This is a genomic window from Klebsiella sp. S69, assembly GCF_016516145.1.
Lineage (GTDB): Bacteria > Pseudomonadota > Gammaproteobacteria > Enterobacterales > Enterobacteriaceae > Klebsiella > Klebsiella oxytoca.
Map to the genome: position 1 here is coordinate 107470 of NZ_JACVUU010000019.1, position 11829 is coordinate 119298.

Annotated in this window: 9 protein-coding genes; 2 read left to right on the forward strand and 7 right to left on the reverse strand. The window is 58.2% G+C overall.

Translation table 11 applies throughout. From position 1 onward, the window contains the following. Positions 1 to 46 precede the first annotated feature (46 nt). A complete protein-coding gene (locus IAE27_RS18970) occupies positions 47 to 2824 on the reverse strand; it encodes a flavocytochrome c (RefSeq protein WP_070557520.1) in 2778 nt (925 codons plus the stop codon). A 627-nt stretch (positions 2825 to 3451) separates the two neighbouring features. On the opposite strand from IAE27_RS18970, the gene IAE27_RS18975 reads away from it, so the two are divergent. Both IAE27_RS18975 and fumA read left to right on the forward strand, forming a co-directional pair. Next, positions 3452 to 4957, forward strand: a complete 1506-nt coding sequence (locus tag IAE27_RS18975) for an anion permease (protein WP_108704991.1) — start codon at positions 3452 to 3454, stop codon at positions 4955 to 4957. A gap of 52 nt (positions 4958 to 5009) precedes the next feature. After that, on the forward strand, positions 5010 to 6665 hold the full coding sequence (gene fumA, locus IAE27_RS18980) for a class I fumarate hydratase FumA (RefSeq protein WP_200092787.1): 1656 nt from the start codon (positions 5010 to 5012) through the stop codon (positions 6663 to 6665). Between the two features lie 83 nt (positions 6666 to 6748). Here fumA and pcaC read toward each other — a convergent pair whose 3' ends face one another. Genes pcaC through IAE27_RS19010 form a run of 6 tightly spaced genes read right to left on the reverse strand, consistent with a single transcriptional unit; the run spans position 6749 to position 11810 of the window. Then, positions 6749 to 7132, reverse strand: coding sequence for a 4-carboxymuconolactone decarboxylase (gene pcaC, locus IAE27_RS18985; RefSeq protein WP_004102546.1), 384 nt, complete (start codon positions 7130 to 7132; stop codon positions 6749 to 6751). After that, positions 7122 to 7892 carry a 3-oxoadipate enol-lactonase gene (gene pcaD, locus IAE27_RS18990; RefSeq protein ID WP_004102547.1) on the reverse strand — a complete coding sequence of 257 codons (771 nt, stop codon included), beginning with the start codon at positions 7890 to 7892 and terminating at the stop codon, positions 7122 to 7124. The genes pcaC and pcaD overlap by 11 nt, the downstream gene beginning before the upstream one ends. Then, a complete protein-coding gene (locus tag IAE27_RS18995; RefSeq protein ID WP_070557517.1) occupies positions 7882 to 9234 on the reverse strand; it encodes a 3-carboxy-cis,cis-muconate cycloisomerase in 1353 nt (450 codons plus the stop codon). Before IAE27_RS18995 ends, pcaD begins: the two co-directional genes overlap by 11 nt. Before the next feature lie 9 nt (positions 9235 to 9243). Then, complete coding sequence (pcaF, locus tag IAE27_RS19000) at positions 9244 to 10446, reverse strand: 3-oxoadipyl-CoA thiolase (RefSeq protein ID WP_004102552.1); 1203 nt, start codon at positions 10444 to 10446, stop codon at positions 9244 to 9246. Positions 10447 to 10456: 10 nt separating this feature from the next. Further along, positions 10457 to 11113, reverse strand: coding sequence for a 3-oxoacid CoA-transferase subunit B (locus IAE27_RS19005; protein WP_004102554.1), 657 nt, complete (start codon positions 11111 to 11113; stop codon positions 10457 to 10459). A gap of 10 nt (positions 11114 to 11123) precedes the next feature. Next, positions 11124 to 11810, reverse strand: a complete 687-nt coding sequence (locus tag IAE27_RS19010) for a 3-oxoacid CoA-transferase subunit A (RefSeq protein WP_004102556.1) — start codon at positions 11808 to 11810, stop codon at positions 11124 to 11126. Positions 11811 to 11829: the final 19 nt, after the last annotated feature.

Consider the following 11829-nt stretch of genomic DNA (forward strand, 5'->3'; position numbering starts at 1 on the left):
AGAAGCCGGGCCGTCTATTTGCCAGCCCGGCAGGTGTCGCTGACGCTTAACCTCTGGCGCGTTTCGCCGCCTGATGGCCCGCGAGGGTACCGAAGATAATGATATCGGCCACTGCGTTACCGCCGATGCGGTTACCGCCGTGGATGCCGCCAACCACTTCACCTGCGGCAAAAGCGCCCGCAATCGGCTGTTGACCGGCGTTCAATACCGCGGTTTCCGTATTGATGGTCACGCCCCCCATCGTGTGGTGAACCCCCGGGGCGATGCGAATCGCATGGTACGGGCCTTCATTAATCGGCGCGCGCAGCGCGGTAGTGCGGCCAAAATCATCGTCATGCTGTTTTTTAACAAAGCCATTATAGCGTTCCAGCGTATCGAGGAAGGCATGGTAATCCATCCCCAGTTTCTCCGCCAGCTGGCGCGGCGAGCTGGCGCTGGTGACGAAACCTTTAGCAATGTACTCGTCGGCGGCTTTGTTTTTCGCCCGGACGTGCTCGTCAAAGATGATATAAGCGAAGTGCTCCGGCAGCGCGATAATCGCGGCGGAAACCTTATCGCGGGTCTCCATTTCGTTGAAGAAGCGGTTGCCCTGCTGGTTCACCAGAATCGCCCCGCCGCCGCGGATCGACTCGGAAATCAGATACGAGGTTTGCTGCTCGACGGTCGGGTGAATCTGGATTTCGCCCATATCCACCGTCCCGGCCCCGATGCGTTCAAGCAGCGCGATACCGCCGCCGGTCGCCCCTCGATGGTTGGTGGTTACGAAGCCGGCCAGATCCGGGCGGTATTTCACCACCATCGCGCTGTTGGCGCTGAAGCCGCCGGTAGCCACGACAATGCTCTTCGTCTGTACCACAACGGTTTCTTGTTCATCGTTAAGCAGGCGTACGCCGCTCACCTCATCGTCGGTCATCAGGATCTCTTCAACCGACGTATCCAGCAGGACATCGATCCCGCGTTTAGTGATATTACGCACCAGGCCGCTGATCAGGTAGCCGCCGACCGCCGACCCGTCGCGCGGACGGTGGGTGCGGTCGATGCTCATCCCGCCGGTAGTGGTGATATCGTTAAGCATAATGCCGCGACGCGCCAGCCACTCAATGGCTTCCGGCGCATTTTCCACGAAGCGGCGCAGCAGCTGCGGGTCGTTTTTGTTCTTACCGCCTTTCAGCGTTTCCTGGTAAAACAGCTCTTTGCTATCTTCAATACCTTTCACGCGCTGGAAGCGGGTCTCTGCGGCGTTCATCCCGGCTGAAGCTTTAATCGTGTTGCCGCCAATGGTCGGCATTTTTTCAACGATCAGCACGCTCGCGCCTTCATCGTGCGCCTGAATCGCCGCCGCCAGCCCGGCTCCGCCGCTGCCGACCACCACCACATCGTAGCTTTTCGGCGCCGCATCGCCCGCGCCCTCTTCGGCGGCCAGCGCTTTACTGGACTTCAGCATCGCTTTGGACACCGCTTTTTTCACCGCTTCGCTCTGGCTGGTTGCGCCGGAAATCGCATCCACGTGCGGGGTATTAGCGCTGAGAATACGTTCGCGGATCTCTTCAAAGCTGGTGGTGAACTCGACGGTCTGCACCGGGCTTGCCGCCAGCTCGATATCGGCGATGCGGTCGTTTTCAAGGCTGACGTTGATAACCAGCTCGTTGGCGTCGTCCTGAACGGTTTCGACGAACATCCCCGGTTTGAATTTGGCGTCGCCCATGCTCATATCGCGGATCATTGCCTCCACCAGCGAGAAGCGCCACAGCGGTTCCGGGATGTTCAGAGCTTCACGCTGGGTGCTGTCAATAAACAATTCCAGCTCTTCGCCGGCGGCAATGCGCGCCGCCCAGTCAGGGTAAGCAATGCAGGCACGCCCCACCGCCATCAGATCATAGCCATGATCCAGCCCCTGCTCCGCATCGGCTGCGTTAACGACCCCGCCCACGCCCATCACCGGCACCTGAGCCAGGGTTTCAGAGCGCATGGCGCAATATTTTTCAATTAGCGGCGTGGGATCGGTGGTATCGACAATCGACGGGCGCAGCGTTGCGCCAACGGAGAAGTGGAGATAATCCACGCCGCGGGCGGCCAGCTTTTCCAGCAGATACAGGGTGTCATCAAAACGGATGCCCGGGACTTCCATCTCTTCCGGGGAGAAACGATAGCCGATGATAAAGGCATCGTCGGCGTACTGGCGGGCCATTTTATGAGTGATATCCAGCACTGCCAGCGGGAATTTCGCTCGATTGTCGCGGCTGCCGCCCCACTCGTCGTCGCGCTGGTTAGAGTTTGGCGAATAAAATTGCTGGATCAGATAGGTATTCGCGCCGTGAATTTCTACGCCGTCGAACCCGGCCAGAATGGCGCGGCGCACGCCGTCGCCAAACTTCGCGATCATGCCTTCAACTTCATCACCGCTCAGCGCGCGCGGCGTCGCAGCGCCATCGCGCGGCGCGGCAATGGCGCTGGGCGCGACCGGCTGGCGTCCGCCGATAAGCTGCGGATCGACCATCCGGCCGCCGTGGTAAATCTGCAGAATCGCTTTTGAGCCTTCCGCTTTGATAGCGGCGGCGATTTTCGCCAGTCCGGCTATTTTTTCATCGTTATCGATGCCGATAGCGCCCGGGAACGCCAGGCCGTAATCATCGATAAAGCAGCATTCAACAATGATGGTGCCGATACTGCCGGCGCGAGCGCGATAGTACTCCACCAGTTCGCTGGTTACGGTTCCGTCAAAATAACCGGTACAGGTTGTCATCGGCGCCATTAACAGGCGGTTTTTAAGCTCGGTACCGTTCGGTAAAGTAAAAGGACGCAAAATTCGTGGATAACTGGTCATAATGACGCTCCAGATTATAAATATTAAAAATTGAGAATCAGGCGACGGAATTGTTTTTGCTTGTATTTAGTAATCCCTTAAGTCATGCCCATAATATAGCGCTTTTTTTAGTTACCAAAGATATTACGTTAGTTAAAAAACTATTTAATACCAGCAATAACACCAATACCTCCTTTGTATTATTAATTAAAAATAAATTATTCACAAAAACAGGACTAATCATAACAATCAGGAAACCATTGTTAACATGATCTTCCACCAGGAAACCAATAAATACACATACATTTCAACAAGATAAATTTTAATTACTTTATCGCACTCAATTTATATTTAACATCTATCTATATTTCATACAAATAAACACCTCACTAAACAGGGTTATTGGAGATAATAAAAATTTGCTCAACAACCCGCTTTTTTTGATCTCAATCAATTGCAATACCGCATGAAAGCGCAATATATAAATAACCAATCTTTTTAATTTAGCGCCCAACAAAAAGCGTTAAATAATGGTCATCGGCATAACCAGAATCGACGATTAATAATTAAATTAAGTTTTGCAACTAAAGAAATCGAAAGGTTGGTCGGTGACAAAACCCAATTTTTAACTACTTGCAGATACTCATTATGAAAGAGAAAAAGACAACCATACCGCCTGCCGGTGCAGCCCCCCAGGCTGCTTATAAACGTCTACTGATGATGGCGATGCCCATTATCGTTGCCGTCCTGCTGTTGTTCATCCCGGTGCCCGAGGGCCTGCCCCCTTACGCCTGGCACTACTTTGCCATTTTCGTCGGCGTCATCGTCGGTCTAATCTTTGAACCGCTGCCCGGCGCGGTCATCGGTATTACCGGCGTGGTGGTGATTGCCCTGTGCAGCCAGTGGCTGCTGTTCAGTCCTGAACAGCTCGCCGCACCCGGCTTTAAGCTTGCCGGCGCCTCCTTTAAATGGGCGGTGAGCGGTTTCGGTAACTCCACCGTGTGGCTGATCTTCGGCGCCTTTATGTTTGCCGCAGGCTACGATAAGACCCAGTTTGGCCGCCGTCTGGCGCTCATTCTGGTGAAATATCTTGGCCGCCGTAGCCTGACGCTGGGCTACGCCATCACCTTCGCCGATCTGCTACTGGCGCCGTTCACCCCCTCCAACACCGCGCGCAGCGGGGGGACCATCTACCCGATAATCGCTAACCTGCCCCCGCTGTACGGCTCGAAACCCAATGACCCAAGCGCGCGCCGCATCGGCTCCTACCTGATGTGGGTGGCGATCACCGCCGCCTGTATCACCAGCTCGATGTTTCTCTCCGCTCTGGCGCCGAACCTGCTGGCTCTGGCACTGGTGAAAAGCATTGTTGGCATCAATATCTCCTGGGGCACCTGGTTTATCGCTTTCCTGCCGCTGGGTATCCTGCTGATTCTGACAATGCCGCTGCTGGCCTACTGGTTCTATCCACCAGAAGTCAAAGTCAACGACGAAGTGCCGCTGTGGGCCGCCCGCGAGCTGGAAAAACTTGGCCGCCTGTCGCGCAATGAAATCCTGCTGCTGGTCTTCGTCTGCTTCGCGCTGATGATGTGGATCTTCGCCGCCGAGTGGATTGAACCGGCGCTGGCCGCCCTGCTGGTTATCGTACTGATGCTATGGACCGGCGTACTCTCATGGAACGATATCACCAGTAATAAAGCGGCATGGAATACCTTCGCCTGGTTTGCGACCCTGGTGGCGCTGGCCGACGGTCTCTCCTCCACCGGCTTTATCGCCTGGCTGGGTAAAGAAGGCGGCGCGCTAATGAGCGGCATCTCTCCGGGCGTGGCTACCGTTATCCTCCTGCTGGCGTTCTATCTGCTGCACTATCTGTTTGCCAGTACCACCGCCCACACCACCGCGCTGCTGCCGGCGATGCTGACTATCGCCTCCACCATCCCGGGTATGAACATGCAGGTCTTCGTGCTGCTGATGGTGACCTCGCTCGGCGTGATGGGGATTATTACCCCCTACGGTACCGGCCCCAGCCCGATTTACTACGGCAGCGGCTATCTGCCGACCAAAGACTACTGGCGTCTTGGTACGATTTTCGGCGCCATCTTCCTGGCTGCCCTGCTGCTGATTGGCTATCCGTGGATGTCCATGATGTTCTGATTCATAACCGCCGGGGCCAACTCCGGCGGTTTTACTCTTAGGGAGCAAAGCAATGTCGACTAAACCTTTTGTCTATCAGGAAGCCTTTCCGTTAGCGCAAGATAAGACTGAATACTATCTGCTGAGCAAGGATCACATTTCCGTGACCGAGTTCGAAGGTCAGGAGATCCTCAAAATCGATCCTCAGGCCCTCACTCTGCTGGCGCAGCAGGCCTTCCACGATGCGGCATTTATGCTGCGGGTGGATCATCAGAAACAGGTCGCGCAAATCCTTCTCGACCCTGAAGCCAGCGACAACGATAAATACGTGGCGCTGCAGTTTCTGCGCAATTCTGAAATCGCGGCGAAAGGCGTGCTGCCCACCTGCCAGGATACCGGTACGGCGATTATTATGGGCAAGAAAGGCCAGCGCGTATGGACCGGCGGCGGCGATGAGGCGGCCCTCGCCCGCGGCGTCTATAACACCTATACCGAAGACTACCTGCGCTATTCGCAGAACGCCGCGCTGGATATGTATAAAGAGGTCAACACCGGCACTAATCTTCCGGCGCAGATTGATCTCTATAGCGTTGACGGCGACGAATATAAATTCCTCTGTATGGCCAAAGGCGGCGGCTCGGCCAACAAAACCTATCTGTATCAGGAAACCAAGGCGTTAATCACCCCGGCGAAGCTGAAAAACTATCTCGTCGAGAAAATGCGCACGCTCGGCACGGCCGCCTGTCCACCGTACCATATTGCCTTTGTGATTGGCGGCACCTCGGCAGAGGCCACGCTGAAAACCGTTAAGCTGGCCTCAACGAAGTATTACGACGGCCTGCCGACCGAAGGCAACGAGCACGGCCAGGCCTTCCGCGATATTCAGCTGGAAAATGAGCTGCAGCTCGCAGCTCAAAACCTCGGCCTCGGTGCGCAGTTCGGCGGTAAATATTTCGCTCACGATATTCGCGTCATCCGCCTGCCGCGCCACGGCGCGTCGTGCCCGGTAGGCATGGGCGTCTCCTGTTCAGCGGATCGCAATATCAAAGCCAAAATCAACCGCCACGGTATCTGGATTGAGAAACTGGAGAGCAATCCGGGCCAGTATATTCCTGAACACCTGCGCCAGCAGGGTGAAGGCAGGGTCGTCAGCATTAACCTTAATCAGCCGATGAGCGAGATTCTGGCCCAGCTTTCCGCCCACCCGGTTTCAACGCGTCTGACGCTCAACGGTACCATTATTGTGGCCCGCGATATCGCCCACGCGAAGCTGAAAGAGCTCATCGATAACGGTGAAGAATTGCCGCAGTACGTCAAGGATCATCCGATTTACTACGCGGGCCCGGCGAAAACTCCGGAAGGCTATGCGTCAGGCTCCCTTGGCCCGACTACCGCTGGCCGTATGGATTCCTACGTTGATCTGCTGCAATCCCACGGCGCAAGCATGGTCATGCTGGCCAAAGGCAACCGCAGCCAGCAGGTGACCGACGCCTGCCGCAAGCACGGCGGTTTTTACCTCGGCAGCATCGGCGGCCCGGCTGCGGTACTGGCGCAGCAGAGTATCAAGAGCCTGGAGTGCGTGGCCTGGCCGGAACTGGGTATGGAAGCCATCTGGAAAATCGAAGTGGAAAACTTCCCGGCATTTATTCTGGTGGATGACAAAGGCAACGATTTCTTCCAGCAGATCCAGAATAAGCAGTGCGCGGGCTGTTCACAGCAAAGAGGGTGATATTACCCGCCCCTGGCGGCGGGTCACTGTCGAAGGCCGTCGCGTGACGGCCTGAGATGAGCGACAAACCTGCCGGGTGGCGGCTAAACAGCATTCATCTCATCAAACACCTGCTGCGCCAGATGCATCGTCGCGTTGGCTGCGGGCAGGCCGCAGTAAAGCGCGGAGTGCATAATTAACTCTTTTAACTCATCGCGGGTAACACCGTTATTAAACGCCGCCCGCAGATGCATTTTCAGCTCAGCCTCGCGATTCAGGGCAATCAGCATGGCGATGGTGATCATACTGCGGGTATGGTGATCGAGCCCCGGTCGGGTCCAGGTCTCTCCCCAGGCGTAGCGGGTAATGAAGTCCTGGAACTCTTCATTCAGCGGCGTCAGCTTTTGCAGCGTCTTATCGACATGCGTATCGCCAAGCACCTTGCGACGAACCGTCATTCCCTGCTGATAACGCTGTTTATCGTCCATGCTGTTGTTCCCCCTCAATAAAGCCCAGCAGCGCCGAGCTGAACGCCCGCGGCGCTTCGATATTCGATAAATGCGATGCCGCCAGCACCACTACCTCAGAGGTCGCGATCTGCTGATGCAGAAAGTTCGCATCGGCCACTGTAGTGACAGGGTCACTTTCACCGGCAACGATCAGCACCGGAACGGCAATCTGCCCGACCTCAGCGCGCAGATCGGCGGCGGCCAGCGCTTCACAGCAGACCGCATAGCCTTCCGCATCGATATGGGTCAACTGGTGACAGAGCGCTGCCACCACTTCCGGCGTCTTCTGACGAAACGCGTGGGTAAACCAGCGATCCGCCGCGCCTGCGGCCACCACTTCCATACCTTCCTGACGCACCGCGCGGGCGCGCGACAGCCAGCTTGCCTGGTCACCAATACGCGCGGCGGTGTTGGCGACGACCAGCCCGTAAAAACGTTCCGGAGCAAAGCGTCCCAGCCACAGACCGGTCAGACCGCCCATGGAAATTCCGCAAAACCAGGCTTTGGCAATATTAAGATGATCGAGCAGCGCAACCACATCTTCGCCGAGCTGCGCCAGCGTCACTTTACCATTTTTACGCGTGGCGCCATGACCGTGGGTATCGTAGCGCAGCACGCGAAAATGCTGCGTCAACGCCTCGATCTGCGGCTGCCACATCGCCCGGGTGGTGCCCAGCGAGTTAGAGAGAACGATGACCGGCGCGTCTTGCGGCCCGTCAATCTGATAATCAACATTCAAGACGTTGCTCCTTATATCGCGCCACAACCTGGCGCACGAAGAGTGCTGAGCTGCCGGTCGCCGTTGCCGGGTCCAGCAGTTGGGTTAAGCGGCTGGCGGAAAGATGCTCGCTGACCAGCGGATCGTTTTCCAGCACGCTCAGCAATGAGCGAGACGTATCCTGCGCCTGACGACACAGCGCTTCAACCCGGTGATGGGCCTCGGCTTTACCGATAAATTCCGCCAGTGCCAGGGTAACAGCCTCAGCCATAATCAGGCCGTGGGTCATCTCAAGGTCGGCGCGCATCTTGTGCGCGAAGACCTGCATGTCGCTGACCAGCGCCTCGCTCTGCGTCAGCGCGCCGCCGACGAGGGTGATGAGCTCCGGCAGCGTTTCCCATTCCGCCTGCCAGCCGCCCAACGCCCGCTCATGCTGCTGGATCTGGCCAGCATACAGCGTCGCCACCAGGCCCGGCGTTCGCTGAGCGGCGGTCAAAATAGCGGCGCAGGAGATCGGGTTACGTTTGTGCGGCATGGTTGACGAACCGCCGCGACCTTCGGCAACCGGTTCACCCACCTCTGCCACTTCGGTTTGCATCAGTAGAGAAAAATCATTCGCGAATTTACCCAGCGTACCGCAGACGCCTGCGTACCATGCCCCGACTTCCAGCAGCCGGTCGCGCTGGCTGTGCCAGGGTGCGTCCGGAAGCAGCAGGTCGAGCGCTTTCGCCAGCGCGGCGGCGATCGGCGGCGCCTGCGTTTTTAGGGAATCCAGGGTGCCCGCTGCGCCGCCAAACTGCAGCGCCAGCACCCTTGCCCGCATCTCTCGCAGACGCACTTGCCAGCGCAGCAGCGCATCCAGCGTCCCGGCAAGCTTCAGGCCGAAAGTGACCGGCAGCGCATGCTGCATCCAGGTACGGCCAGGCATCACCGTATCCTGATGGCGCTCCGCCTGACGGGCTAATGCGTCGAGCAGACGCTGTAACAGAGACTCCGTTTCCGCCAGCGCGCCGCGCAGCTGTAGAATAAAACCGGTATCGATAGCATCCTGGCTGGTGGCCCCCCAGTGTACGTAGCGCGCTGCCGCCTCATTCCGCTCTTTGACCCGAGCGGTCAGCTGTTTGACCAGCGGGATCGCCAGATTCCCGGCGCTGGCGGCGGCCTGCCCCAGCGCGGAAAAGTCGATTTTTTCGTGCCGGCAGCTCTCGATGATGGGATTGAGCGCCGTCTGCGGCACGAGGCCGCATTCGACCTCGGCGCGAACCAGAGCGGCCTCAAAGTCCAGCATCCCCTGCACCCGCTGTACATCGCTGAACCAGTCTGTCAGCGGGCTGGTACGCAGCATCGGGGTCAACAAACTCATTATGGCTCCTTAAACGCGTTCAATTATCAGCGCGATCCCCTGACCAACGCCGATACACATAGTGCACAGCGCATAGCGCCCGCCGGTACGACGCAGTTGATACGCTGCGGTCATTGCCAGACGACCGCCGGAGGCGCCCAGCGGATGACCGAGGGCAATGGCGCCGCCGTTAGGATTGACGTGCGCCGCATCGTCGGGCAAACCCAGATCGCGCGTGACCGCCAGCGCCTGAGCGGCAAAGGCTTCATTCAGTTCAATGACGTCCATCTGCCCAAGCGTTAACCCGGTTTGCGCCAGCACTTTACGCACCGCCGGCGCCGGACCAAATCCCATAATTCGCGGCGCAACGCCTGCCGTCGCGACGCCCACTACGCGCGCCAGCGGCTGTAAATCATTGGCGGTCAGCGCCTGCTCGCTGGCTAACAGCAGCGCACAGGCGCCATCGTTAACTCCGGAGGCGTTGCCTGCCGTCACCGTACCGTCGGCGCGCACCACGCCGCGCAGCCTGGCCAGCGCCTCCGCCGTGGTGCTGCGCGGGTGCTCGTCGCGGCTAAAGAGTAGCGGTTCACCCTTACGCTGCGGCACCGAGACGGCGATCAGCTCGTCGGCAAATCGCCCCGCTTCCTGCGCCGCCGCCGTGCGCAGCTGGCTGCGCAGCGCAAACGCATCCTGATCGGCACGAGAAATGGCGAAATCACCGGCCACGTTTTCCGCCGTTTCCGGCATCGAATCCACGCCGTACAGCGCTTTCATCTGCGGGTTGATAAAGCGCCAGCCGATGGTGGTATCTTCCATCTGCATCGTGCGGCTAAAGGCGCTTTCGGCCTTGCCCATCACAAACGGCGCCCGCGACATGCTCTCCACGCCGCCGGCGACCATCAACTGAGTTTCGCCGCTTTTAATCGCGCGCGCTGCGATGCCGATCGCATCGAGGCTGGAACCGCACAGGCGATTGACGGTACTGCCCGGCACGCTTTCCGGCAAGCCAGCCAGCAGCAGCGCCATCCGCGCGACGTTGCGGTTATCTTCACCCGCCTGGTTAGCGCAGCCATAAATCACATCATCAATGCGCGCCGGATCGAGGCCCGGGTTGCGCTCCAGTAGCGCCTTGAGCGGCAGTGCCGCCAGATCGTCGGCGCGTACGGTGGCAAGAGTACCGCCAAAGCGACCAAACGGCGTACGCACCGCATCACAGATAAATGCCTGATTCATCATAGGTTCCTTACGCGCTTTCCGCCAGTTGTGCAAAAGTCAACGTCACCGGAGTGATGCGCTGCAGTTCCTCAAAAGAGAGGCCGTTAAAGATTTCCCGTACCACCGGGCCGCTTTCGCTGATATCGATGACCGCCAGGTCGGTATAGATGCGGCTTACGCAGCCGACGCCGGTCAGCGGATAGGTGCAGTGCTCTACCAGCTTGCATTCACCGTCGCGGGTCAGGTGATCCATCATCACGAAGACCTGACGAGCGCCAATGGCCAGATCCATCGCCCCGCCAACGGCAGGTATCGCGTCGGGCGCGCCGGTACTCCAGTTCGCCAGATCGCCGCTGGCGGAGACCTGGTAAGCGCCGAGTACGCAGATATCGAGATGACCGCCGCGCATCATGGCGAAGGAGTCGCCGTGATGGAAATAGCAGCCCCCCTCAAGCAAAGTCACATACTCTTTTCCGGCGTTAATCAGCTCCGGGTCCTCTTCCCCCGGTAGCGGTTTCGGCCCCATCCCCAGCAGGCCATTTTCGCTGTGCAGAAAGATTTCTTTATCAGCGGGAAGATAGTTAGCAATGCGGGTAGGCAAGCCGATCCCCAGATTGACATAAGCGCCTTCAGGTATATCGCGAGCCACGCGCTGGGCCATCTCATCGCGAGTCAGTTTTTGCATAACGGGGTCCTCAGGCGCTTTTAGCGGCAATCAGGTTTTCCAGGGAGAAGACGCGCTGAACAAAAATGCCCGGGGTAATGATGCTCTCCGGGTCAAGGCTACCGAGGGGCACCAGCTGCGAGACTTCCACGATAGTGGTTTTCGCGGCGGTCGCCATAATCGGGCCGAAGTTGCGCGCCGCCTTGCGGTATACCAGGTTTCCCCAGCGGTCGCCTTGATGGGCTTTGATCAACGCAAAGTCGGCCTTGATAGGATATTCGAGCACATAGTGACGCCCGTCGATCTCGCGAGTCTCTTTCCCTTCCGCCAGCGGCGTACCGTAGCCGGTTGGAGTGAAAACCGCGCCGAGGCCCGCCCCTGCCGCCTGAATACGCGCCGCGAGGTTCCCCTGCGGAACCAGCTCCAGCTCGACTTTGCCGCGGCGATAGAGGTCATCGAAAATCTGCGAGTCAACCTGCCGAGGGAACGAGCAGATCATTTTGCGCACCCGCCCGGCTTTCAGCAGCGCCGCCAGTCCCACTTCGCCATTGCCCGCATTGTTGTTGATAATGGTTAAATCGCGGGCCCCCTGTTCTATCAAGGCATCTATCAGGTACGTTGGCTGGCCGGCGGGGCCAAAACCGCCAATCATAATCGTCGCCCCGTCGTGGATCCCGGCGATGGCATCACTTAGCGTCGACACGCTTTTATCAATCATCAGGTCGCTCCCGTATGTG